General features: G+C 39.8%; 24 protein-coding genes. 7 read left to right on the top strand and 17 right to left on the bottom strand.

Translation table 11 applies throughout. From position 1 onward, the window contains the following. Window positions 1-2 precede the first annotated feature (2 nt). From WH223_RS01215 to proB, 3 genes are read right to left on the bottom strand one after another with little or no spacing between them, the layout of a single operon-like run. Window positions 3-404, bottom strand: a complete 402-nt coding sequence (locus tag WH223_RS01215) for a hypothetical protein (RefSeq protein ID WP_340045696.1) — start codon at window positions 402-404, stop codon at window positions 3-5. Beyond that, window positions 404-1654 carry a glutamate-5-semialdehyde dehydrogenase gene (locus WH223_RS01210; protein ID WP_340045695.1) on the bottom strand — a complete coding sequence of 417 codons (1251 nt, stop codon included), beginning with the start codon at window positions 1652-1654 and terminating at the stop codon, window positions 404-406. The genes WH223_RS01215 and WH223_RS01210 overlap by 1 nt, the downstream gene beginning before the upstream one ends. Beyond that, a complete protein-coding gene (proB, locus tag WH223_RS01205; RefSeq protein WP_340045694.1) occupies window positions 1654-2688 on the bottom strand; it encodes a glutamate 5-kinase in 1035 nt (344 codons plus the stop codon). The genes WH223_RS01210 and proB overlap by 1 nt, the downstream gene beginning before the upstream one ends. A gap of 218 nt (window positions 2689-2906) precedes the next feature. Here proB and WH223_RS01200 point away from each other — a divergent pair, with 218 nt between their 5' ends. Beyond that, window positions 2907-3311, top strand: coding sequence for a hypothetical protein (locus WH223_RS01200; protein WP_340045693.1), 405 nt, complete (start codon window positions 2907-2909; stop codon window positions 3309-3311). Window positions 3312-3390: 79 nt separating this feature from the next. On the opposite strand, the gene uvrB is transcribed toward WH223_RS01200, so the two are convergent. Beyond that, entirely contained in the window at window positions 3391-5421 is a 2031-nt protein-coding gene (uvrB, locus tag WH223_RS01195; protein ID WP_340045692.1) for an excinuclease ABC subunit UvrB, read from the bottom strand. 260 nt (window positions 5422-5681) lie between these two features. Between uvrB and upp the strand changes: the two genes are divergently transcribed. Continuing rightward, a complete protein-coding gene (upp, locus tag WH223_RS01190; RefSeq protein WP_340045837.1) occupies window positions 5682-6296 on the top strand; it encodes a uracil phosphoribosyltransferase in 615 nt (204 codons plus the stop codon). Window positions 6297-6304: 8 nt separating this feature from the next. On the opposite strand, the gene WH223_RS01185 is transcribed toward upp, so the two are convergent. Continuing rightward, entirely contained in the window at window positions 6305-6925 is a 621-nt protein-coding gene (locus tag WH223_RS01185; RefSeq protein ID WP_340045691.1) for an L-threonylcarbamoyladenylate synthase, read from the bottom strand. 108 nt (window positions 6926-7033) lie between these two features. Here WH223_RS01185 and WH223_RS01180 point away from each other — a divergent pair, with 108 nt between their 5' ends. Beyond that, the gene (locus WH223_RS01180) at window positions 7034-9166 is read left to right on the top strand and encodes an O-antigen ligase family protein (RefSeq protein WP_340045690.1); all 2133 of its coding nucleotides are present in this window, start codon (window positions 7034-7036) and stop codon (window positions 9164-9166) included. Here the strand turns inward: WH223_RS01180 and WH223_RS01175 are convergent. The 12 genes from WH223_RS01175 to WH223_RS01120 all read right to left on the bottom strand — a co-directional run bounded on the left by WH223_RS01175 (window position 9163) and on the right by WH223_RS01120 (window position 19139). Continuing rightward, a complete protein-coding gene (locus tag WH223_RS01175) occupies window positions 9163-9690 on the bottom strand; it encodes an ATP-binding protein (protein WP_340045689.1) in 528 nt (175 codons plus the stop codon). The genes WH223_RS01180 and WH223_RS01175 overlap by 4 nt on opposite strands. Then, window positions 9691-10305 (bottom strand): nicotinamide riboside transporter PnuC, encoded by a 615-nt coding sequence (gene pnuC / locus WH223_RS01170; RefSeq protein WP_340045688.1) that lies wholly within the window; start codon window positions 10303-10305, stop codon window positions 9691-9693. 59 nt (window positions 10306-10364) lie between these two features. Continuing rightward, window positions 10365-10838: a ribonuclease H-like YkuK family protein gene (locus WH223_RS01165; RefSeq protein WP_340045687.1), complete on the bottom strand. Its 474-nt coding sequence runs from the start codon at window positions 10836-10838 to the stop codon at window positions 10365-10367. A gap of 257 nt (window positions 10839-11095) precedes the next feature. Beyond that, window positions 11096-11413, bottom strand: coding sequence for a DUF721 domain-containing protein (locus WH223_RS01160; RefSeq protein ID WP_340045686.1), 318 nt, complete (start codon window positions 11411-11413; stop codon window positions 11096-11098). Continuing rightward, a complete protein-coding gene (gene recF / locus WH223_RS01155; RefSeq protein ID WP_340045685.1) occupies window positions 11403-12506 on the bottom strand; it encodes a DNA replication/repair protein RecF in 1104 nt (367 codons plus the stop codon). Before recF ends, WH223_RS01160 begins: the two co-directional genes overlap by 11 nt. A gap of 34 nt (window positions 12507-12540) precedes the next feature. Beyond that, window positions 12541-12855, bottom strand: coding sequence for a DUF4834 family protein (locus WH223_RS01150; RefSeq protein ID WP_340045684.1), 315 nt, complete (start codon window positions 12853-12855; stop codon window positions 12541-12543). 186 nt (window positions 12856-13041) lie between these two features. After that, entirely contained in the window at window positions 13042-13872 is an 831-nt protein-coding gene (locus WH223_RS01145; protein ID WP_340045683.1) for an AraC family transcriptional regulator, read from the bottom strand. Window positions 13873-14080: 208 nt separating this feature from the next. Beyond that, window positions 14081-15421, bottom strand: a complete 1341-nt coding sequence (gene ffh / locus WH223_RS01140; RefSeq protein ID WP_340045682.1) for a signal recognition particle protein — start codon at window positions 15419-15421, stop codon at window positions 14081-14083. A 131-nt stretch (window positions 15422-15552) separates the two neighbouring features. Continuing rightward, complete coding sequence (locus WH223_RS01135) at window positions 15553-16245, bottom strand: zinc metallopeptidase (protein WP_340045681.1); 693 nt, start codon at window positions 16243-16245, stop codon at window positions 15553-15555. 139 nt (window positions 16246-16384) lie between these two features. Further along, on the bottom strand, window positions 16385-16975 hold the full coding sequence (locus WH223_RS01130) for an RNA polymerase sigma factor (RefSeq protein ID WP_340045680.1): 591 nt from the start codon (window positions 16973-16975) through the stop codon (window positions 16385-16387). Between the two features lie 264 nt (window positions 16976-17239). Further along, window positions 17240-18511 carry a serine hydroxymethyltransferase gene (gene glyA, locus WH223_RS01125; protein ID WP_340045679.1) on the bottom strand — a complete coding sequence of 424 codons (1272 nt, stop codon included), beginning with the start codon at window positions 18509-18511 and terminating at the stop codon, window positions 17240-17242. Between the two features lie 94 nt (window positions 18512-18605). Continuing rightward, window positions 18606-19139, bottom strand: a complete 534-nt coding sequence (locus tag WH223_RS01120; RefSeq protein ID WP_340045678.1) for a DUF7935 family protein — start codon at window positions 19137-19139, stop codon at window positions 18606-18608. A 98-nt stretch (window positions 19140-19237) separates the two neighbouring features. On the opposite strand from WH223_RS01120, the gene WH223_RS01115 reads away from it, so the two are divergent. From WH223_RS01115 to WH223_RS01100, 4 genes are all read left to right on the top strand, one after another. Then, window positions 19238-19591: a HesB/IscA family protein gene (locus WH223_RS01115; protein ID WP_340045677.1), complete on the top strand. Its 354-nt coding sequence runs from the start codon at window positions 19238-19240 to the stop codon at window positions 19589-19591. A gap of 172 nt (window positions 19592-19763) precedes the next feature. Continuing rightward, the gene (gene ileS / locus WH223_RS01110; protein WP_340045676.1) at window positions 19764-23180 is read left to right on the top strand and encodes an isoleucine--tRNA ligase; all 3417 of its coding nucleotides are present in this window, start codon (window positions 19764-19766) and stop codon (window positions 23178-23180) included. A 2-nt stretch (window positions 23181-23182) separates the two neighbouring features. Further along, window positions 23183-23569: a TraR/DksA family transcriptional regulator gene (locus WH223_RS01105; RefSeq protein ID WP_340045675.1), complete on the top strand. Its 387-nt coding sequence runs from the start codon at window positions 23183-23185 to the stop codon at window positions 23567-23569. 56 nt (window positions 23570-23625) lie between these two features. Further along, the gene (locus tag WH223_RS01100) at window positions 23626-24276 is read left to right on the top strand and encodes a lipoprotein signal peptidase (protein ID WP_340045674.1); all 651 of its coding nucleotides are present in this window, start codon (window positions 23626-23628) and stop codon (window positions 24274-24276) included. Window positions 24277-24289: the final 13 nt, after the last annotated feature.

Below are 24289 nucleotides of genomic sequence, written 5' to 3'. Positions count from 1 at the left end.
AGCTAGGATTCTAATAATTTCAACTGCTTATCAATATCGGCGAGATACGCATAGTCTTCAAAAGAAAACTCACCGGTAATGCGCATTTGGTTTTCCAACAAGAATTTTGCCTTCGACAATAGTAGAGCTTGCTTATTTAAAAATCCATCATGCATCAGTAGCAAAGCTAAAGGTCTTATTTTTTTAGGGTCAAGATCCTCCACAAAAGCCAGCAAATCATTATCACTCAACTCTTGGAAGAAAGCTCTATCTTTTCCAAAGAAATCCATATACCCCGCTTCAACATCAACTGCTGCCGTCTCCACCGCATGCATACCTTCTCTTTTATCGACAAGTAAGCGTAAGAACTTACCAATCTCATTGATCCAATTGAGGATCGTATCTTTTTCGTAGCGTATACCCATTATTCTCGTACTTGTCCATCACCTGTTACAAACCACTTATCGGTCACCAATTTCTCTAATGCAAAAGGACCACGCGCATGCAATTTCTGTGTCGAAATACCTATCTCGGCACCCAATCCAAATTCGCCTCCATCAGTAAAACGAGTAGAGGCATTGCTATACACTGCGGCCGCATCAATCGTATTCATGAAGTCCGCAATCTTTTCAGCATCGCTAGAGACAATACATTCAGAATGCTTCGATGAATAGGTAGAAATATGCTGTAAAGCTTCGTCAAAGCTATCCACGACCTTTATCGAACAGGCTAAAGCCAAAAACTCACGACCGAAGTCCTCTTCCGTAGCTTCCTTCAGCAGGCTATATCCTCCCTCTTTAAGAGCGGCATAGGCACGAGGGTCTGCAAAAACTTCTACTTCATGTTGCTCAAAGTAGGGTTGTAACCTTGCTATAAAATCAGCAACAACCGCAGCATCGACCACCACCGTATCTAAGGAATTGCACACCGAAGGGCGTGAAATCTTAGCATTAGCCACAATACGTGCCGCTTTATCCAAATCGCCCGTAGCCTCCACATAGGTATGACAAACGCCAGCACCCGTTTCAATCACGGGAACAGTAGCTTGCGAACGCACCAAGTCAATTAAGGCTTGTGACCCGCGTGGAATAATAATATCCACATAAGCAGTGGCGGTTAAAAGCTCCTGCACAAAAGCACGGTCAGTCGGTAGTAGCTGCACCGTATGTACATCTAGGCCACTGTCTACTAAAGCTTGCTGTATTAGGACCAGTAACACACTATTGGTATACCAAGCATCTGAACCTCCACGAAGCACACAAACATTGCCTGAGCGCACGCATAAAGCCGCCACATCGACCGTTACATTGGGGCGTGATTCATAAATCACACCAACAACACCAAGGGCGACAGTTTTTTTCTCCACTAATAGCCCATTATCTAATTGACGGGTAGAAAGCAACTGTCCCGTCGGGTCAGGTAATTCGGCTACCGCACGCGCACTAACGGCAAGTGCTAGGACACGAGCTTCGTTAAGCAGTAAACGATCATACTTAGGATCCTGCGGATCCATCTGCGCTAAATCTTTTTTATTTTCTTCCAGCACAGCTTCCACCGAAGCTTCTAATAAATTAGCTAGTCGAAATAAAAAGTCCTGACGCTGCGCATCACTGCTACGACGGAGCGACCATGTAGCCTTTTGAGCAGCGCGTAATTGCGTTTGAATATTTTCCATTATAACAATACTATATCATCTGTATGGGCTATAGCCACATTTTTCATCATTTTTATTGCCGTTCCATCCTTCACATCAACTTTAGCTTTTGCGACAGCCAAAATCTCTCCATCTTCATTAGCAATTTGAAATACCTCTCCCGTCTCTAGTGGCTGGTTTATTGCGAGTACACCTACCGCCAATAAGCTTTTACGGTTGCGCAGAGCCTGCTCAGCGCCCGCATCTACGGTCACCAGTGCACGAATCAAGCCACCGCTAGCCAACCATTTATGACGTGAGGACACTTTCTTATCTTGCGCCAGGCATACCGTCCCCGTCTCTCCTTTTACGGCTTTAAGAATACCATCTTCCGTTTGCATACTAAAGATAACGGCTTCGATACCCATCTGACTAGCCAGGCGGGCAAAGTTCAGTTTAGACGTCATCCCCCCTAATCCTACAGACGATTTATCCTTCCGCGCCAGCGAGAGCGCCTGTTTATCAATGATACTTAACTCGCGTACCACATTGCCTTCAGCATCCAAAACCCCAGGTACAGAAGTACTAAAAAGTAATTTACTAGCCCCGAAGCCTACGGCTATTAATGTAGCTAGCTCATCATTATCAGAAAATTTCAATTCTTTATTGCTGACCACATCATTCTCATTCGCAATCGGAATTACGCCATTCTTCCACAGCTCCTCATAAGTATCCTTAAGCTGTAGAAACTGGTCTCGATTTGCAAAGTGTTGACGTTCGCATAAACTCTGCCCTAAGGCAATACCAAAAGCTCTAAAATAGTTGCTGTAAGTATTCACCAACATAGGATTGCCTAATGCTGCCGCCGCCTTTCTTTCGGATAAAGTACCACTGTAGTGCTTCAGGTATTTCTTGCCCGCAGCTACCGCTCCCGAAGAAACCAACACAATATTATAGGTACTTTGCAAGGCAGCCGTTTGGCGTGCTATCTCTAACACAATGCGCTCATCAATCTCCCCCGCTTTAGTGGTGATGGAGGCTGAACCAAACTTTATAACCAGAATAGGCTTCTTCATGAATTAAAAAAATAACAAAGACAGATTTATATTTTTAGATAATTGTAAATGTAACAAGCATTTTTATAAAAAATAAATTATTACAACGCTTTTTTATTTAAAATTTAAGGATTAATCAAACTGAAATACGGAATTATAAAAAAGGATTAATATCCAAAGCAAGAGCACGGTAAATGAGTTTGGTATGATTTATGGAACGAACTTAATAAAAGAGCCTTATGAAAAAATATATTCTTTTTAGTATCGCCCCTTTATTGTTTTTAGCTTGCCAGAACAATAACAACACGAAATCCAACATAGTTGGTAACGATAAAGATAGCCATGGCTGCATCGCTTCGGCAGGTTACCGTTGGTCCATCGTGCAGAATAAATGTGTTCGCCCGTGGGAAGAAAGCATACAGCTGCACCCAACTAATAAGGCTGAAGGTGCAGAAACAGCAGGCTTTGCATTAACGGACTCAAGCAAGCAAAAAATGGAAGTTTTTGTATCCGAAGCAGACAGTCTAGTGCTAGACAAAGTATCTCCCGTTTTATATGCTAAAGGAGATTATCAATTGGTGGAAGAAGACCACTGCTGGTCGCTACGCCATCAAGGAAAAACAATATATGCAGAACGTAAATAATAATACAACACCCCTTCCAACAACATAAAACGAGCCGGCTCCTTTGGGACCGGCTCGTTTGTATATTTATGTTTATTCTTTATCCAAATCGTTCTTTAAACATCTGCTCCATCACGAACATCTCATCGCGGAATCGAGCAGCATCCAAGAATTCCATCTCTTTAGATGCTTTATCCATTTTCTTACGAACCACCTCGATAGCTTTACGCATATCTTTTTCGCTCAAATATTCCATTACTGGGTCTGCGGCCAACATGGTTGCTGCATCTGGTTCCACGTAAGCCTTCGCCTCCCCTGGTTTGAAATCGGCCACAGAAGTCTGCTCCATAATCTCTTCCCTACTTTTACCAACTGTACGCGGTGTGATACCGTGCAACGTGTTATAGGCCATCTGCTTCTCTCGACGACGATTTGTTTCATCAATCGTTACCTGCATACTACCGGTCATCTTATCAGCATACATGATAACGCGACCCTTATCATTACGTGCAGCACGTCCTATCGTTTGTATTAAGGAGCGCTCAGAGCGCAAGAATCCTTCTTTGTCAGCATCAAGAATAGCCACCAAGGTAACTTCTGGAAGATCCAATCCTTCACGCAATAAGTTGACACCAACCAATACATCGAACTCTCCTAAGCGCAAACCACGTAAAATCTCCACACGTTCCAATGTTTTCACCTCCGAGTGGATATATCGGACTTTAATATTCAAGCGTGTCATGTATTTCGTCAGCTCTTCGGCCATACGTTTGGTCAAAGTAGTTGCCAAAATACGTCCCCCCTCTTTGATGGTCTTCTCTACTTCTTCTAAGAAATCATCAACCTGATTAACGGCTGGATGCACTTCAATAATAGGATCCAACAACCCTGTAGGACGAATAACCTGTTCTACAACGACCCCTTCGGTTTGTTGCAATTCATAATCACCAGGCGTTGCCGATACATAAATCGTCTGATTCGTTAGCGACTCAAACTCCGAGAAGTTTAACGGTCGATTATCCATCGCCGCAGGCAAACGGAAACCATGCTCAACGAGCGATACTTTACGTGAACGGTCACCACCATACATGGCACGCAACTGTGGTAAGGTAACATGGCTCTCATCAATCACCAAAAGGTAATCCTCTGGAAAATAATCTAACAAACAGAAAGGACGTGTACCTGGAGCACGACCATCAAAAAATCGCGAGTAGTTTTCGATACCCGAACAGTACCCTAATTCTCGCATCATCTCTAAATCGTAGTTAACACGTTCTTCCAGACGCTTAGCTTCCAGCATTTTCCCTTCTTCTTCCAGCTGTGTTGTACGCTGTACCAGCTCCTCCTGAATCGCCCAAATAGACTCCGTGAATTTCTCCTTCGGCGTTACGAAAAGATTGGCAGGAAATAAAGCCAAATCGGCAACCTTATTCAGTGTTTTTCCCGATACAGGGTCAATCTCGCTAATCTCATCAATCTCATCACCAAAGAAGGATATACGGATGGCATGGTCTAGGTAAGCCGGAAAAATATCAACGGTATCACCTTTCACACGGAAGGTACCACGCTTAAAATCAGCAGTCGTCCGTGCATATAAAATTTCTACTAAACGATGTAAGAAACCATTACGACTCACAACCGTTCCTACAGAAAACCGAAAAATAGAACGGGAGAAATCTTCCGGATTCCCCATACCATAGATACAAGACACAGAAGATACCACCACGATATCACGTCGGCCAGACATCAAAGAAGAGGTCGTTGCTAAACGTAGCTTCTCAATTTCTTCATTAATCTGTAAATCTTTCTCGATATAGGTATTGGATGAAGCAATAAATGCTTCTGGCTGGTAATAATCATAGTAGGACACGAAATAATTAACGGAATTCTCCGGAAAAAACTGCTTAAACTCACCGTAAAGCTGTGCTGCTAATGTCTTATTATGACTCAAAATTAGCGTTGGCCTTTGTGTCTCTTGAATAACATTAGCCATCGTAAACGTTTTCCCCGATCCAGTAACACCCAACAAATTCTGATAACGCTCGCCTTGCTGTAACCCAGCGATTAGCTCTTTAATAGCCTGCGGCTGATCACCCGTAGGTTTGTATTCTGATGTTAATTTAAAATTCATGTATCCGTCCTTCCAATAAAGTATAAAAATACTGAAAAAAGAAGAAAGACTTATAACCAAAACGTCATGATTATAAAGGAAATCAAATTGCTTACGAAAATACAATTCTATATCATCGTGCCACAATAAATATCGCTCACCTTCAATTTTATAAGAAAGTAACCTTATTTTCTCTTCTACTTAGACCTTAATTATATTATCTTAGTAGAAATCTCATAAGCACAGATATTATGATCACTATCCTAACAAAATAAAATAGTATTGCTAATCATTTTTTAGCAGAACTACGCGACCATAACATTCAGAAAGATCGTATGCGTTTTCGTAGAAATTTGGAAAGGTTGGGCGAAATAATGGCTTATGAAATCAGTAAAACCTTCACCTATGAGCCAACTACGGTAGAAACACCCTTAGGTATTGCCAATGCGAATTTACTGACGGAGCAACCGGTTTTAGGAACCCTTCTACGTGCGGGACTTCCTTTCCATCAAGGTTTCTTAAATGTCTTTGATCAAGCCGACAATGCATTTATTGCGACGTATAGACACACCAAAAAAAGTGGCGAGTTTGAAATCCACAAGAAATATGCTAGTGCTTGCAATTTGGACGACCGCATCGTTATCATCGCAGACCCTATGCTTGCAACAGGACATAGCCTTGTTGTTGCCTGCAAGGACCTACTAAACGACTACAACATCAAAGAATTGCATATTGCGGCTGTTATCGCCTCTGACGAAGGCGTACGACATGTACGTGCCTTCCTTCCTGAAGCGACCTTATGGATTGGTGCTGTAGACAACGAGATGACATCTAAAGCGTATATCGTGCCTGGATTAGGCGATGCTGGCGATTTAGCCTACGGGGGTAAAGAATAATCCTTACCCTACAAATATTGCGATAAGTCGCCCTTTCCTTCCCTAATAACCTCGAATTCTCCCGATGTTACATCAACAACGGTAGATGCGATATTGCCACCATAGCCACCATCAATAACAAGATCAACTTGATCTTCGTACTTTTCGTGGATTAGCTCTGGGTCGGTAGAATACTCCAAAATATCATCCTCATCACGGATAGAGGCCGTTACAATTGGATTGCCTAATTCCTTTACCAAAGCACGTACAATGGCGTTGTCGGGCACACGAATACCAACGGTTTTCTTTTTTGAGCTCAACAATTTAGGTACCTGTCCACTGGCATTAAAAATGAAAGTGAATGGCCCTGGCAAGGACTTTTTCAACACCCTGAAAACAGCGGTATCAAACGGTTTTGTGTATTGCGAAATATCCGTTAAATCATAACATATAAACGATAAGTTAGATTTATCAGGCTTTAAACCGCGAATTTGACAAACACGCTCTATGGCTTTCTGCTGCGTAATATCGCAACCTATACCGTAAACGGTATCCGTAGGGTAAATAATTACGCCACCTTTTTTTAAGACATCCACCGCTTGTTGAATAGCTTTTTCTTGTGGGTTATCCTCATATATTCTTAATAGCATACTTATCTCTTTTCTATATAAAACAAAATTAACCAATAATATTCACCAACAAAATTTTAAAATAATTGTTTAACTTTAAAACAATCGCCCCCGTACTAAAAAAACTTTATGCATACTACTATGCCAAACAAAAAGGTAAAAAGACCAATTGTAACAAAGAAAAAGGAGGACGTTAATAAAGCTAATAATCTTCAAGATTACCTTTATTTAATCTTTATCGCGCTGTATCTACTCGTCGACATTTCCCCTCGAGATAAAATAATAGATACCTCCTACCAGCACCGACTTTATATCGACCTCATTAATATCGCAGCTACGGTCTACATATTCCGTAATTTTGCCAAGTATAGATCGCATGCTGTTAATTTCTTTACAAACAGTATTCCTATTTTATATGCTGGTTTTATCTTTTTTGCGTTCCTTTCCTTATTTGTGGCCTATAGCCAAATAGAGGGCTTAATAAATTTAGCGAGCTATGTTTCCAACTTCTGGGTATTCACGAACCTTTTCATGTTACTTTTTGCTGCACGCAACAACATAAAAGCGGTAGCCATAATCGTTACTTTTACGCTATTCTATCAGGTGAGCATGGAGCTTTACACCTTTTACCAAGGATTGGGGAAAGAGGAATTGATGTCTCAGATAATGAAGCTTACCTGGAACACAGGCAACAAAAACATCTTTGCCGCAACAATCGTAATCAAACTTGCTTTCGCTTGTTATGCTAGCCTACGAACACGAGGTTTCTATAAACTATTCTCGTACCTAACGGTATTTATAACCATTCTCTTACTCTTTTTCTTGAGCGCACGTGCCGCCTATATTAGTTTAGCTGCCACTGTTCTTATTTTAGCCATTGGTAACCTATTACTCTTTGTTAAAGAAAAAGAAAATCGTAGCCAAGCGATTGCGGGAAGCTTAAGTTTATTAGTTTTATTTGCTTTGGCTTTTTTCCTATCAAATAGAACGCTAACCCATTACCAAGTGCTAGAATTAGCAAAAAGTAAACAGGCCCCTAGTGGCTATAGAACACAAGAAACAGACTCCTTTTTAGGAGACCGACTAGCAAGTATTGGTTCTACTGACGATGCTTCCAACAGCATTCGTATCGCTATGTGGAAAGAAGCTTTACATGCTTGGACAAAAAAACCACTATTGGGCTATGGTGTTGGTAACTACCGTATATATTCTGATGAAATCACACGTAAGCACTATTCAACCAACGTATACTTTAACCATTCCCACAACGATTTCGTAGAGATTCTCTTTGAAAGTGGTCTCTTTGCTTTTCTAGCTTATACGGGCCTTTTTATCCTTGCTTTATGGTTTAGCATTCGCATCCTTATTGGAAAAAACTATAGCAAGGAACGTAAGCTCGTTACCCTTGTATTACTTGCTGCGGGATTTGGCTTTTTAGTCGATTCTTTCTTTAACTTTCCCCTGTTACGGACAAATATGAACGTGCTATTTCTACTCATCTTAACGCTCATCATTATCAACTTCTTAGGTGGACGAAAAAAAGAAGAAGAAGAAAATGTAGAAACGACACCACAACCAAGATGGCCAGTACTTATCTACTCTTCAATCATCTTTTTAGGCATAGCTTCTTTATATATAAATTATCAGTTATATGCCTCTGGAAAAAGTCAATATTTAGTAGATAGTGACTCCGAAAATCAAAGCCTAACGAACCCAAAGACAAAATTTAACCTTGCACAGGTTAATAAAATGCTAGACTACACCTTCCCCGTGCTTGGTGCACGTGGTGGCGAACCGATAAGTATCAAGAAAGGAAAATATGCCTACTTTGAGAAAAAAGATAAGGAAGCTTTAGCACTAGCAGACATTGGAGCCAAAGATGCACCATATGCGCTCCATGATGAAAGATTAAAACTATTAGTATACGTACGTCAACAACAACTAGATTCGGCTTACAAATACGTTAAAATCATCCATAATCAAATGCCTTATAGCGAGGCAGACTATAAACTACGGGTAACATTAGCCGCGAGATTTGGAAAAATTGAAGATGCAAAAAAGTCATTCCAACTGTATGACTCATTTCGTCCTAGCCAAGAGGCCTACGAAACGTACGCAGCACAATTGGCGACCAACAAATATGATTTAAATCAAGACAAAGAAATCTTAATCGAAGGCGTAAAACGCTATCCGAATTCTAAAATACTAAATGCATTAAAACAATACTACGACTTTTTGGCTGCAGCCAAAAAGAAAAGTTAACGGAGAAGGTCTAGTGCCTTCTCTCCTTCTCGTAGACGGGCTTCGCCCAAACCAGATACCACCACATACTTAACGCCCAATGCATCGAGCTCATTGAGCCACACTTGCATAAAGTGGTCACGCTGTTCTGGGAAATCACGCAGCGGATCGTCCTCCCACGGCAAATCGATGTCCATCAATAGATAAAGGTCGTACGGGCGATTTTTAATCTCGTCCGTCACTTCTTTTGGTGTATCCCCAAAAAGATGATCACACCATATTTTGATGGTCATGATAGTCGTGTCACAGACCAACATATTATGTTTAACCTGCGGAATCAACGCTTCTTCTAAGGCTTGCTGTCCATAAAACATGTTTACCTCATCGGCGAGCGTATACTCATTATTTAGATTAGCACAATAATACCGGGCGTATTCAGGTACACACACTGTTTCCAACACTTTTGCAAGATGCTGTGCCATCGTCGACTTACCCGTCGATTCAGGTCCTACAACAGCAATTTTCTTTACTATATTATCGTTCACTTAATTTTCTTTTAGGTGATAGCCCCGGTAAGTTTTATGCCAACCCCGATATCCATTCCATGCAATAATAGCAAAAGCTAAATAAAGTACAGCAGTCAATAGTAGATTTTTGTGGATATATAAAGGGATATAACAGATATCTACAGCTACCCATAGCAGCCAATTTTGTATTATCTTTCGCGTCATCAAAAACTGAGCGACAAAACTCGTAGCCGTACAAAAGCCATCAACATAAGGCACGTCTGAATCGGTAAAATATGATAGAAGACCACCTAATAGCAAACCTAACCCTAGAATAGCTAGAAAGGTAAACAGCATTTGCCTTCGAGAAAAACGACGAATAGGAACCTCAGTTTGGTCGTGCATGCGGCTCCAGTAGTACCATCCATAGATAGCTGTTCCTAAAAAGTAAATCTGCAATACAGCATCCCCATAGAGTCTACTATGGTAAAAAATATAGCCGTAAATACTAACACTTATAATACTGATTGGCCAGTTGAGAATATGCTCCTTGGCGGCCAAATAGACACAAAAGAAACCACTTAAAGTTGCTGCCCATTCAAGGAGGGATGTTTGTGAAAATTGGGTGTAAAAATTAGTGAAAAAGTCTGGCATATCTTTAAATATTCATCATCTAAAGATACACGATATTGTTAAATAAATAACCTTCTTCCCTATTGCACCATCTTATTCGCACAGTTTGTACTAGCGAAAGAATCGGGCTTAGCCTTAAATTGAAACCCCATCCCCATGATATAGCCCATCGCTTCTTTCAGCGCTACATTAGATTGGAAATTTGGGTTGGTGTTGATGTCGGCGTGAACCTCTAGGTCGACGTGGTATTGGTCTAAGAGTGGACACAGGTGGTAGGCTATTTCTATTGATTTTTGGACTTCGAGGAGCATCCTTTCTTTAATACTCATCCGCCGCTGGCGTTTATCTTTGTGGATAAACATAAAACCTCCTTTATGCTCCCGGAGAAAAACGATTACGGTTGCGAAATCGATAATCCCCCTTTTAACTTGGGAGTCGGTGCCGATGTAGACTTTCAGCTTATTTCCGAGGTGGGTCTCCCTACTAATAATCTCTTCGACAGCCTGTGTAATCGGCATACGAATATTTTCGCCATTGTATTTTTGCCATTCCATAAACTAATGATTTAGTCATAAAAGAACTACTACTAACTTGACATAAATATACCTATTGCAAATGATGTTTTTTCAACATAAAACAATAAATAATTGTTAACTAGCGCTTTCTACAAAAAAAAATAAGCCAAGAGGATTAACCTAGTTTGTGGGTAACAGATTAAAAAAAGGGGATAATGATTCCAGAAAAAGGAAAAACACTTTAATTAACTAGCATACAAAAGAAGAATAAGATGGAAATTTTAGACGCTTACAGCTTATAGAATAATAAATTCTTCGATGATAACTTGCCCTACATATTCATTTACACGACCAATAATTTGCTTACGCATCAGTGCGAGCTCATGCTTGATAACTGCAGATTCTACCTTAACAAATAGTTTTTTGTCGTAGATATATATTTTTTGTGTCCGATTAGCAATAGCCTTACCGATAATCTGTGGCCAGGCACGAACAATAGAGGACTCATCAAACTTGGAGCGCAAGCGATATACTTCCAGCCATTTTTCAATAGCTTGCTTTATTCCGACATCATCGCGTGTTGGAATTTCGTCTGCTTTCTTTTTATATGCCAATGTTTCCTCCTTTTACTTCAAAAATACGAATGGGTTGTGATATTTCCTCAAAGATTTTATGAACACGCAAAGCATCAGTATCTGTTAAAAAGATTTGTCCAAACTCATCTTCAGAAACCAGCTGCATCAGCTTCCTTGTTCTTCTGTCATCAAGCTTCTCAAAGATATCATCCAACAAGAGTAAGGGTTTATCTTGCTTTTTTTGCTTCAAGAAACTATACTGTGCTAATTTTAATGCAATTAAAAAGGACTTCTGCTGCCCTTGAGAGCCAAACTTCTTCAACGGCATTTGCTCATGAATAGTAAACAGCAAATCGTCCTTATGCACCCCTTGACTGGTGCGCTCAAGGATTCGGTCACGTTCTAAATTTTGCTTAAGTAGGCTTGGAAAGTCCTGTTTCATCAGTGGTGACTCATAAACTAAGGATACTTCCTCCGCTTCTTCAGTCAAGAAACGATAGTAGCGCGTAAACTCCGGAAGGAATTCTTCCATAAACTGCTTACGACGGTCAAATATACGCTCACCTACATCGACTAGCTGCATATCCATTACCTCTAGCAGACCTAAGTCTAACTGACCTCTACGTCCAGCATCTTTGAGTAACGTATTACGCTGTAAAAGGATTTTATTATATAGAATTAAGGTATCTAAGTAATGATTATCTGTTTGTGAAATAACATTATCGACAAACTTACGACGCTCTTCACTGCCTTCTAAGACAATGCTGCTATCATAAGGAGAAATCATAACCAATGGAAATTGGCCAATATGGTCAGCCAATCGTTGGTAGTCCTTTTTATTCTTTCGGAATTGTTTTTTTTGATTTTTTTTGAGACTGCACGACACGACATCAGGTATGTCTTGACGGTCAAATTCACCTTGCACCATAAACCATTCGGTTCCTTTTTTTATGTGCTGTGAATCAATCGGATTGAAGTACGACTTACACAAAGCAAGGTAGTGGATAGCATCCAACAAGTTAGTCTTCCCTGCCCCATTTTCGCCCGTAAAGGCATTTACTTGCGGAAGGAATTCGAGAGAAGACTCTGTATAATTCTTGAAATTTAAAACAGAAAGGTGCTTAAGCCACATAGGCCAAAGATACGCTTCTTATTGCAAGAAAAGGTTATTTAATTTCTTCAAAGTCGACAAACTCACCTGCTGTTTGTGTGCCTTTTCTATTCTTAGCTTCCTCTTGCGGAATGAAGTCTACATGCACTTCACCCTTGCGCTGATTATTCGTTTGTTTAAACTGATCATACGGATTTCCATGCTGCTGGTAGCCTCCAGCTCCTTGTTGAGTTTGGTAGGCTGATTGCTGTGCTTTACGCATCAATCGCTCCCCCATTTTACGTAAAGCAAATGGCATTAATAAGCGAAACAAATACTTGATAGCGTAATAACCAATGAAGAATATAGCGATTATCTTAAGTAATTCCATCTTTTCCCTTTTTCTCAAATTTATAAAATTTCACCCAACATTTAGTCAATAAAATGTCAGCATGAAAACCGTTAACAAATTTTAACGACTTAATCAGAACAAACTTAACGGAAATGGCAACGTTAAAATGATGAATACCGCGAAGGCATAACCCTTCGCCAGAAGGGCAAATAGCCAAAAATAAAATTAACCGCGCCCGTGGTAGGCTTTTCTATAGGTGCTAGGTGATAATTTTGTTTCTTTCATGAAGAAGGCGCTGAAGTTGTTTTCTTCCTCGTAGCCTAGTTTCCAAGCAATCTCCCGTACACTATCCGAGGTATACAATAATCTTCTCTTTGCTTCTTTCACAATACACTTAGAGATAAACTGCTTTGGAGTGGTATTCAAAACCGTCTTACAGGCAAAAGACAACCTACGTGGAGAGATGGCTAAACGTTCAGCATAGAAGGCTACAGACTTCTCTACAGCCAAATTTTCTTCTACTAAACCACGGAAAGAACGGACTACTTCATGGTCGGCATCAACATGGTGAGCAAGCTTCTCTTCTTGTTTCCCCATCAAACTACCTAACAACAATAATTGCTTAATCAGTCCATGTATTAAATCATTAAAAACAACTAAGTTTTTGTGCGAAAAAACGTCGTATAAGAAATGTACCTGCGAAGCGTAATATTCACGTAGTTCTTCCTCAATTGTAACGACATTAAAGCCCTGTGGCGTATTGAAAGTTTCGGGACTATTCAACAGGTCATCATCGAAAGATGTTCTTCTATAAAAGACCTCTGTGAAGTATAGGAAATAGAAACGACCTTCATGCTCTTTACTCAAGGCAAGGGCTGTTTCAATAGATACATACAAAATGGAGTAAGGTGGTACCACCACGTCGTGGTAATCCAATTGCACATGAATTTCATCAGCTTCCGTAATAATAGCCCGGTATAAAGAGGCGTTATCTGGAAAGTGAGAACTCGGCATTAAATCAACATTACCCTTTACTTCTAAAATACCAAACTTCATATGTTTTTCATTTGTTTTATCTCTTTCTTTAGATGACTTAATTCTAAAGAAAATAACCCGAAGATAGACGAATAAAAGCTTCTTAAGCCACTTCTACCCGCTTTATCTACACAAATATGTATAATAAGAGAGGTACTAAAAAATCCAAAAAAAATAGTTGTAAACTTTCATCTACAACTATCTTCAATATTTTTAAAGGGATTTTCCTTTAGAATTTACCTGGCATTTTCGGCATGTTACGCATCATTTTTGCGGCCATCCCTGGATTCGACATTTGCTTCATTACTTTACGCATATCAGCAAACTGCTTCATCAATTTATTTACCTCATTAACATCTGTTCCGGATCCTTTAGCGATACGCAATCTTCTTTTAGGGTCGATAGCATCTGGGTTCTCTCTTTCGAATGGTGTCATAGAGTCGATAATAGCTTCAATTGGCTTGAATGCATTATCATCTACCTCTACATCTTTCAATGCTTTTCCAACGCCAGGAATCATCCCCATTAAGTCTTTCATGTTACCCATTTTCTTGATTTGCTGAATCTGAGTTTTGAAATCGTTAAAGTCGAATTTATTCTTGCGTATTTTCTTTTGTAATTCGGCTGCTTCTTTTTCGTCAAATTGCTGTTGAGCACGCTCCACTAAGGAAACAACGTCACCCATACCCAAAATACGGGAAGCCATACGCTCTGGATAGAAAACATCCAAAGCCTCCATTTTCTCGCCTGTACCGATAAACTTAATAGGCTTATCAACAACAGACTTAATAGATAAAGCCGCACCACCGCGTGTATCACCATCTAATTTGGTTAATACAACACCTGTAAAATCTAGGCGATCGTTAAAAGCTTTAGCCGTGTTCACCGCATCTTGACCAGTCATCGAATCGACTACGAATAAGATTTCGTGTGGCTGCGTAGCGTCTTTTACAGCTGTAATCTCCACCATCAAGGCTTCATCAATAGCTAAACGACCGGCAGTATCGATAATAACAACGTTTTGTCCGTTACGTTTTGCTTCTGCCACCCCTTCTCTTGCAATAGCGATAGGGTCATTAGATTCACGGTTTACATAAACAGGAACATCAACCTGCTCACCTAAAACTTGCAGCTGATCTACGGCTGCTGGACGGTAAACGTCACCAGCAACTAATAACGGTTTTTTACCTTTTTTCTCACGCAAGTAGTTTGCCAACTTACCCGAGAAGGTAGTTTTACCCGCACCGTTTAATCCGGCAATTAAAATAACAGTTGGATTCTTTGTTAAGTCCAATTCTGTTACGGCACCACCCATCAAGGCAGTAAGCTCGTCATTCACAATCTTCGTTAACAATTGGCCTGGAGAAATGCTATTTAAAACATCCGCACCCATAGCCTTTTGCTTAACCTCATCGGTAAAGGTCTTTGCAGTTTTATAATTCACATCGGCATCTAATAATGCTTTGCGAATTTCTTTCATCGTCTCTGCGACGTTTATTTCTGTAATGCTTCCTTGTCCTTTTAGTACTTTAAAGGCTCTATCAAGTTTGTCTTGTAAATTCTGAAACATGTTAATCTTTCGTCTTTAATAGCTTAAGTGCCAAAGGTACAAAATACAGATGAAAGCTAGCGCAGATTAGGCGCATAAAAAAATGCGGCACCTTTCGGGTGCCGCATCCTGTATTTTGAAACGCTACTTCCTTAGTCGCGACGACCAAACAAAATGTAAGCGTAGTATAGTAAAGTTACTAAGGCCGATAATGCGGCTACAACATAAGTCATTGCGGCCCACTTCAATGCATCTTTAGCTCCATCATGCTCTTGTGTACCCGTTGTCACATTAGCGGTATTCAACCAAGCTAAAGCGCGGTTTGAGGCATCAAATTCAACAGGCAATGTGATGAATGAAAATAACGTCGTTAAAAATAACGCAGCCACACCAATCATCAAAACCCATGGAATACCTTGAAAAGCCATCAACAATACACCACCCATCAATACCCAAGAGGTAAGACGTGAAGCGATGCTTACAACAGGCACCATAGCGGAACGAAATTGCAACCAGCTATAAGCGGTGGCGTGCTGAACAGCATGCCCACACTCGTGTGCTGCTACCGCTGCAGAAGCTACGCTACGTCCGTAATAAACTTCCTCACTTAGATTAACAGTTTTGTTGGATGGATTATAATGATCAGAAAGTTGACCATCATTTGCCACTAAAATCTGCACATCGTAAATACCATTATCGTTCAACATTTTCTGCGCTATTTCTGCACCAGAAAGCCCTGAGGTTAATGGTTCCTCCGAGTACTTCTTAAATTTATTCTTAAAACGCGACTGAACACCCCAACTGATAAGTGCAATCCCAATAAATAATATCCAATAGATTCCCATATTTCTGTCTTTTAGTTTTTAACGTATCAAATGCTATTCCACGCTGATGGAACATGGCCTAAGATACAAAAAACAGCGCATTTTGTCAGTCAAAAAACAGCAAAAGCGTAGTATAACTGTCATTTTTGCGCAAAAACCGCTACGTTACGTTGAGCATCATCTTGTGATCCTCGATCATTTTACGCAAATTATTCAAGGCATAGCGCATTCTTCCTAAAGCGGTATTTATACTCACTTCGGTAACATCAGCAATATCTTTAAAGCTCATATCACAGAAATGGCGCATGATTAAAACTTCTTTCTGATCGTCGGGCAGACGCTGAATAATCTTTTTCAAATCGACATCACGCTGGCTAACGGACAATTTCGACTCGGCACTTTCATCGTAAAAATCCAATACACTGAAAATATCATAGCCGTCACTACTCACTACCGTAGGGCTTCGTTTTTCTTTTCGAAAATGATCAATTACCATATTTTGAGCAATACGAATGACCCAAGGTAAAAACTTACCTTCATCATTGTACTTCCCCATTTTCAGGGTTCTTATTACTTTAATAAATGTTTCTTGAAATATATCCTCGGCGAGATATTCATCTTTTACCTGTAGATAAATAGATGTATATATTTTAGATTTATACCTGTTCAGTAAAATCTCTATACCAGTTTCATTGCCTGACACATACGCTTGGATCAATTCAAGATCACTCTTTTCGTTCCATGTTTTCATAATAAATCTCCTCGATTTAGTAGAATAATTCTTTTGAGCGTAGTTGTGTTATATAGGCAATTCGTTTTTAGATGACTTATTGTTTCAAAACAACCAAAAAATACTGGTAAAACAAATTAACAGCCTGTTTTTTAACATTTCTTTACATATAACGCCGAAACTGTTAAAAACAGTAAAGGCTTTACCCAACAATTTGTTGAGTAAAGCCTTTACTAATATTATATAATTTAGCCGGCCTTCTTCGCGCCTTGCTTTAAACTATGCTTATGCGTATAATGGGAATTGCGCCATCATCTCTCTTACTTTCGCGTGGATGCTTGCTAATTTAGCCTCATCTGAACGGTGTAATAAAGCGTCGTGGATTAACTCACCAATTTGAAGCATCTCACCTTCTTTAACGCCACGCGTTGTGATTGCCGCTGTTCCGAAACGAACACCAGAAGTTACAAACGGAGAACGTGTATCGAAAGGTACCATGTTTTTATTTGTAGTAATACCCGCTAAGCCTAATACAGCTTCAGCTTCTTTACCTGAAATATCTTTGTTACGTAGGTCAACCAACATTAAGTGGTTGTCTGTACCGCCAGAGATAATTTTATAATCTTGCTCTACGAAGAATTGTGCTAATGCAGCAGCATTCTTTTGTACTTGGTGAATGTAAGCTAAGTAATCATCAGATAAAGCCTCACCATAAGCAATCGCTTTTGCAGCAATTGTATGCTCTAAAGGACCACCTTGTGTACCAGGGAATACCGCTAAGTCTAACAATTGTGTAATGGTACGGGTTTCACCTTTTGGATTTTTAAGACCCCAAGGGTTTTCAAAATCTTTACCTACCATGATCATACCACCACGAGGACCACGTAAAGTTTTGTGGGTAGTCGTTGTTACAATATGACAGTGCGGAAGTGGATCATTCAATAAGCCACGAGCGATTAAACCTGCAGGGTGAGAAACGTCAGCAACAACAAGAGCGCCTATTTCATCTGCTACTTTACGGATACGTGCGTAATCCCAATCACGTGAATATGCCGAAGCACCACAGATAATTACTTTAGGTTTTTCTGCACGCGCAGTTTCTTCCAACTGTTCGTAATCGATTAATCCTGTATCTTCTTTAACTCCGTAGAATAATGGTTGGTACAATTTACCAGAAAAATTCGCTGGTGAACCGTGCGTTAAGTGACCACCGTGTGATAAGTCAAATCCTAAGATTTTATCACCTGGTTTTAAAATTGCTAAAAATACAGCAGCATTAGCTTGCGCTCCGGAGTGTGGTTGAACATTCACCCATTCAGCACCAAAAAGTTGCTTAGCACGATCAATCGCAATCGTTTCGATAACGTCTACAACCTCACAACCGCCATAGTAACGTTTGCCTGGAAGTCCTTCAGCATATTTATTCGTTAAAACAGAACCTGCAGCTTCCATGACCTGCTTGCTTACGAAGTTTTCTGAAGCGATTAACTCAATACCTTCTTCTTGGCGTTTTAGCTCTTCAGCTATTAGATTAAAAACGGCCTGATCTCTTTCCATTATTGTATTCTTAAGGAGTAAATTATAATAATTTATTAATTTCGCTGCAAATATAGTATAAAAACAATAAAAGAACGAGCGAAAATCTATATTTCTAAACGCCCAATTCCTTTTTAAGTATCAGCTGCACAGATGTGTAAGGGTTTTGCTCAAATTCCTGCACATGTTTTAATACAACTCCCACATACTGATCTACTTTGGCATCCTGTGGCAAGGCTGCTTTCGCATTGCGAATCAAGGCTAACGTGTTATTCTTTAAATCACTTATAAAAAGCCATGCACTATCCGACACATAGAGCTGTTGTGTTAGGTTATGCTGGTATTCATTCTCTACTTCAGCGAGCAGCAATCGCACAAATTGATCGACGCTTAATTGCTCTTGATGATTGCGCACCATTAGCGCTTGCGGCTCAATGCGGTGAGCGAACAGTAGCAACCTTTCATAGGCCGCAAAGCGTAGCTGCTGAGCTTCCTTTGTAAACTCACGGTTCTGATTGATAGCATTTATGCGCAATAGGTAATTCTCTACTTTAGGCCATAGCAACCCAAAAAGCACCAAACCGGCAGCAAAAACACCAAAAGCAACAGTCAAAAGCTGGACAAAAAAATCGATAAAATCTTTACTCATAATAAAATGTATTATTCATGTCAAAAATAGTAAACACGAAGAAATGTCTCTAAAAATATGTATTTTTGTTTGATTAGAACGGTTTTAATTTTTACACAATGAGTACAGATAGCACAGTGGCTACAGCACCCGTATCGTTAACGTTGGGCGCTGTAAACGAACTAAAAAAACTAATAGATCAACAAGAGATTAGTGCAGACTTCGGCCTACGTGTGGGCGTTGAAGGTGGTGGATGCTCGGGTATGAGCTATATTTTGGGATTTGATCAAAAGAAAGATGGCGATACAGAATATACTATTCAAGGTATTCGTTTATTTATGAATAAAGCACACGGACTTTATTTGGCAGGGATGGAAATTGACTTCAAAAACGGCCTTGAGGCTCGTGGGTTCACTTTCAACAATCCGAATGCAAGCAGCACTTGCGGTTGCGGCAGCTCGTTCTCAGCCTAAATAATCCCTCCTTCCCTTGTCTTTTTTGGTTCAAAAAAAAGACAAGGATTGGGTATTTTACCCATAAAAACACACAAATACATGCTTAAAAATGATTTTCATGCTAAAGGTTCACCCTTTACATTGAAATTGTTTAAATTAGCGACCTTTAAAAAACAATAGCAATTTTCGGATGTACAAGGAATATAAGCAGTTAAATTTACCTGAGATAGGGCAAGAAGTATTGAAGCGTTGGCAATCGAATAACATCTTTGAAAAGAGTATTTCGAACCGTCCGGCTAGCAAGCCGTACACCTTTTACGAAGGTCCGCCTTCCGCAAATGGGATGCCTGGTATTCACCATGTAATGGCACGTTCCATTAAGGATATTTTTTGTCGCTACAAAACCTTAAAAGGTTTTCAAGTAAAGCGTAAAGGAGGATGGGATACACACGGTCTCCCTATTGAACTCGCTGTAGAAAAAGCACTTGGTATTACAAAAGAAGATATTGGTAAAAAAATTACGGTTGAAGCATACAATGATGCCTGCCGTAAGGAGGTTATGCGCTACACTGATGTGTGGAATGACCTTACCCAAAAGATGGGCTACTGGGTAGACTTAGAAAACCCGTATGTAACTTACAAAAATGAATACATCGAAACCCTTTGGTACTTACTAAAGGAGATGTACAAGAAAGATCTTTTATACAAAGGATACACAATTCAGCCGTATTCACCGGCTGCTGGTACAGGATTGAGCTCGCACGAGTTGAACCAACCAGGTACATACAAAGATGTAAAAGACACCACTATTGTGGCGCAGTTCCGTTTGGATAAAACACAGGTACACCCTTTAATTGACACGTTGATAGAGTCGGCTGAAGAGGACGTTGCTTTTATCGCATGGACGACTACGCCATGGACATTGCCTAGTAATACGGCTTTGGTTGTCGGTAAAAATATCGATTATGTGAAGGTAAAAACCTTCAATCAATATACAGGAAGCCCTGTTTCCGTTATTTTGGCAAAAAACTTAATCGCTAAACATTTCAAAGCAGAAGGCCAAAACGCAGACTTCCAAAACTACAAAGTAGGCGACAAAGTTGTGCCTTGGGAGCTTGCAGGCGAGTTCAAAGGAGATGCGCTAGTAGGTTTACGCTATGCGCAATTGATGCCTTATATCAGCAATGAAGAACTTATTGAAAAAGCATTCCGCGTTATCGCGGGTGATTTCGTAACGACGGAAGATGGTACAGGTATCGTTCATGCGGCGCCTACTTATGGTGCGGATGACTTTAGAGTATGTAAAGAAAACGGTGTACCGGCGATTCTTGTGAAAGATGAAAATGGTAAAGAAGTGCCTACTGTAGATCGTACAGGTCGCTTTGTGCATGAAATTACCGACTTCGCTGGTCGTTTTGTAAAAGAAGAATACTACAGCAATGAAGAGCGTGAGAACCCTGATTTCCGCCCTACAGATGTATTGATTGCGATTAAACTGAAAGAAGACAATAAGGCTTTTGATGTTAAAAAATATGAACACACCTACCCACACTGTTGGCGTACGGATAAACCTGTATTATACTATCCATTAGATAGCTGGTTTATCAAAACAACGGCTGTAAAGGATAAAATGGTGGAATTAAATAAAACAATCAACTGGAAACCAGAAGCTACAGGAACAGGTCGCTTCGGAAACTGGTTAGAAAACTTAGTAGACTGGAACCTTTCGCGTTCACGCTACTGGGGTACTCCACTTCCTATCTGGCGTTCAGAAGATGAGAATGAAGAAGTATGTATCGGCTCCCTTCCGGAGTTAAAAACACTATTGGAAGAATCTATCCAGTCGGGATTGCTTTCTGCTGAAGAGCAAAAAGTAAACGAGGCTTACTTAGCGAAATTCGGTACAGAAGAATTAGACTTACACCGTCCATACGTAGATGATATAATTTTGGTATCTATCAACGGACAGAAAATGTTCCGCGAACTTGATCTAATCGATGTATGGTTTGACTCGGGTGCTATGCCATATGCACAATGGGGCTTAGACCATGAGAAATTAGCAAATGGAGACCCTAATCCTTTCAAAGAAGGGTTCAACGAAAACTTCCCTGCAGACTTCATCGCGGAAGGCGTAGACCAGACACGTGGATGGTTCTTTACGCTTCATGCAATTTCCACCATGATTAAAGGCTCTGTAGCTTTCAAAAATGTGGTATCAAACGGATTGGTATTGGATAAAAACGGAAACAAAATGTCTAAGCGTTTAGGCAATGGTGTTGACCCGTTCTCTACGATTGATCAATACAGTGCTGATGCAACACGTTGGTACATGATTAGCAACGCTGCTCCTTGGGACAACTTAAAATTCAATATTGAGGGTCTTGATGAAGTACGTCGTAAATTCTTCGGTACCTTATACAATACCTATGCGTTCTTTGCGCTGTATGCAAATATCGATAAGTTCAACTACAGCGAAGCTGATATTGCTATTGAGAATCGTCCAGAAATCGACCGTTGGGTAATTTCCTTATTAAATAGCTTAACACAAGAGGTAGACAACTTCTATGCAGAGTATGAGCCGACAAAAGCGGCGCGTGCTATTCAGAATTTTGTCGATGAGCATTTGAGTAACTGGTACGTACGTTTATGTCGTCGTCGTTTCTGGAAAGGTGACTACACAGAAGATAAAATCTCGGCATACCAGACTTTATTCACCTGTTTAGATACGATTGCTAAGTTAATATCGCCGATTTCTCCATTCTTTGCTGATCAGTTGTATTTAGATTTACATGAAAACTGTAATAAGGAAAATTTTGAATCCGTACACTTAGCAAATTATCCAACGTTCCATGCCGAGTTGGTAGATAAAGATTTGGAAGAACGTATGGCTTTGGCACAGGATATTTCTTCATTGACCTTGTCATTACGTAAAAAAACAAGTATCAATGTACGTCAACCGTTGAACAAGATTTTGATTCCGGTACTAGATCAAACGTTCCAAGATAAAGTAGAAAAAGTAAAAGAACTCATTCTATCAGAGACAAATATCAAATCTATTGAGTTTATCACGGATACAACAGGTATTATTAAGAAAAAAATAAAACCTAATTTCAAAGTTCTTGGCTCGAAAGTTGGTAAAGACATGAAGGCTGTTGCTGCAGCTATCCAAGCGTTAACGGACGAAGAGATTAATCTATTAGAACAAACGGGTACATTGGCTCTAAGCGAACCTGCTTACCAAATTACACCAGAAGATGTAGAGATTATTGCGGAAGACGTTGCGGGATGGCAAGTAGCTAACTTAGGTAAATTAACAGTTGCCTTAGATGTAAATATTACCGCTGAATTGAAAAAAGAAGGTTTATCACGCGAATTGATTAACCGTCTTCAGAACCTACGTAAAGAGAAAGGCTTTGAAGTAACGGATAAAATTAACGTCACAATAACACAAGACGCTGATATACAAGACGCGGCTAAAGATAATTTATCGTATATTTGCACCGAAATATTGGCAACTTCTTTAGAATTTAAAGAAATATTAACCGAGCCAAGTGATACTATTGAAATTGATGGTATCGAATTAAGAGTATTAATTGATAAATTGTAATTATGGGAACTACAAACGAGAAAACACGCTACAGCGATGCGGAACTCCAAGAATTCAAAGATATTATCTTGGAAAAAATTCGTGTGGCTAGAGAAGAACTTGGTGCTTTGACCTCTACCTTAAGCAATAGTAATGCGAACGGTACTGACGATACAGCAGGAACTTATAAAACGCTAGAAGACGGGTCGGCAACGCTTGAAAAAGAGCAAACCAACCAACTAGCAGCTCGTCAGAAAAAGTTCATCGACAACTTAGAGGCAGCATTAGTACGCATCGAAAACAAAACGTATGGTATCTGTAGAGAAACAGGTAAGCTTATTCAGAAAGAAAGGCTTAAAGCTGTTCCGCATACCACGCTTAGCATCGAAGCGAAAAACAAACAATATTAATTGAAGATTTTTGAAATGGTCTTTGCTTAAAAACAAAGACCATTTTTATACACTATATGAAAGGATACTCTAAACCCCTACTTCTTATTGCACTGGTTTTATTGGCTGACCAAATTGTTAAATTTTGGATTAAGCTAAACATGACCATCGGTCAAGACTTTAATATTCTAGGCAATAAATTCATTATCCACTTTATCGAAAACAATGGCATGGCCTATGGGATGGAGTTTGGCGGTGAATTTGGTAAGCTATTCTTGACGCTCTTTAGAATTATTGCGGTTGCCGGAATTGGCTACGGTCTTCATTATATGGTGAAAAATAAATACCACCGTGGTTTTATTCTAAACGTAGCGTTAATCTTTGCTGGTGCTTTGGGTAACATCATTGATTCTACTTTTTATGGGGTTCTTTTTAGTGAGAGTTCCTTTTATGAAAAAGCAAGTTTCCTTCCTGCAGGAGGCGGATATGCCCCTCTATTCCATGGTAAGGTGGTAGACATGCTGTACTTCCCTTTGATTGAAGGTAACTTCCCTGAATGGTTTCCTTTTTGGGGTGGAGAACACTTTTTGTTCTTCCGTCCTGTTTTTAACATTGCTGACACAGCAATTTCTATTGGTGTCTTCTTAATTCTATTATTCCAAAGAAGATATTTCAAAGAAGAAATCATCGAAAAAGAAAGTATTAATAGTGAAGTTCTAGAAGACTAAGCAAGTCTTTTAT

Source organism: Sphingobacterium sp. MYb382 (assembly GCF_037572665.1).
Lineage (GTDB): Bacteria > Bacteroidota > Bacteroidia > Sphingobacteriales > Sphingobacteriaceae > Sphingobacterium.
The sequence above is the reverse complement of the archived record's forward strand: the minus strand, read 5'-3'. Positions and strand labels throughout refer to the sequence as shown.

Bases quoted from the DNA above. Each gene is read 5' to 3' on its own strand.
- WH223_RS01215 (WP_340045696.1), bottom strand. From the start codon at position 404: ATGGGTATACGCTACGAAAAAGATACGATCCTCAATTGGATCAATGAG.
- WH223_RS01210 (WP_340045695.1), bottom strand. From the start codon at position 1,654: ATGGAAAATATTCAAACGCAATTACGCGCTGCTCAAAAGGCTACATGG.
- proB (WP_340045694.1), bottom strand. From the start codon at position 2,688: ATGAAGAAGCCTATTCTGGTTATAAAGTTTGGTTCAGCCTCCATCACC.
- WH223_RS01200 (WP_340045693.1), top strand. From the start codon at position 2,907: ATGAAAAAATATATTCTTTTTAGTATCGCCCCTTTATTGTTTTTAGCT.
- uvrB (WP_340045692.1), bottom strand. From the start codon at position 5,421: ATGAATTTTAAATTAACATCAGAATACAAACCTACGGGTGATCAGCCG.
- WH223_RS01185 (WP_340045691.1), bottom strand. From the start codon at position 6,925: ATGCTATTAAGAATATATGAGGATAACCCACAAGAAAAAGCTATTCAA.
- WH223_RS01180 (WP_340045690.1), top strand. From the start codon at position 7,034: ATGCATACTACTATGCCAAACAAAAAGGTAAAAAGACCAATTGTAACA.
- pnuC (WP_340045688.1), bottom strand. From the start codon at position 10,305: ATGCCAGACTTTTTCACTAATTTTTACACCCAATTTTCACAAACATCC.
- WH223_RS01165 (WP_340045687.1), bottom strand. From the start codon at position 10,838: ATGGAATGGCAAAAATACAATGGCGAAAATATTCGTATGCCGATTACA.
- recF (WP_340045685.1), bottom strand. From the start codon at position 12,506: ATGTGGCTTAAGCACCTTTCTGTTTTAAATTTCAAGAATTATACAGAG.
- WH223_RS01150 (WP_340045684.1), bottom strand. From the start codon at position 12,855: ATGGAATTACTTAAGATAATCGCTATATTCTTCATTGGTTATTACGCT.
- WH223_RS01145 (WP_340045683.1), bottom strand. From the start codon at position 13,872: ATGAAGTTTGGTATTTTAGAAGTAAAGGGTAATGTTGATTTAATGCCG.
- ffh (WP_340045682.1), bottom strand. From the start codon at position 15,421: ATGTTTCAGAATTTACAAGACAAACTTGATAGAGCCTTTAAAGTACTA.
- WH223_RS01135 (WP_340045681.1), bottom strand. From the start codon at position 16,245: ATGGGAATCTATTGGATATTATTTATTGGGATTGCACTTATCAGTTGG.
- WH223_RS01130 (WP_340045680.1), bottom strand. From the start codon at position 16,975: ATGAAAACATGGAACGAAAAGAGTGATCTTGAATTGATCCAAGCGTAT.
- glyA (WP_340045679.1), bottom strand. From the start codon at position 18,511: ATGGAAAGAGATCAGGCCGTTTTTAATCTAATAGCTGAAGAGCTAAAA.
- WH223_RS01120 (WP_340045678.1), bottom strand. From the start codon at position 19,139: ATGAGTAAAGATTTTATCGATTTTTTTGTCCAGCTTTTGACTGTTGCT.
- WH223_RS01115 (WP_340045677.1), top strand. From the start codon at position 19,238: ATGAGTACAGATAGCACAGTGGCTACAGCACCCGTATCGTTAACGTTG.
- ileS (WP_340045676.1), top strand. From the start codon at position 19,764: ATGTACAAGGAATATAAGCAGTTAAATTTACCTGAGATAGGGCAAGAA.
- WH223_RS01105 (WP_340045675.1), top strand. From the start codon at position 23,183: ATGGGAACTACAAACGAGAAAACACGCTACAGCGATGCGGAACTCCAA.
- WH223_RS01100 (WP_340045674.1), top strand. From the start codon at position 23,626: ATGAAAGGATACTCTAAACCCCTACTTCTTATTGCACTGGTTTTATTG.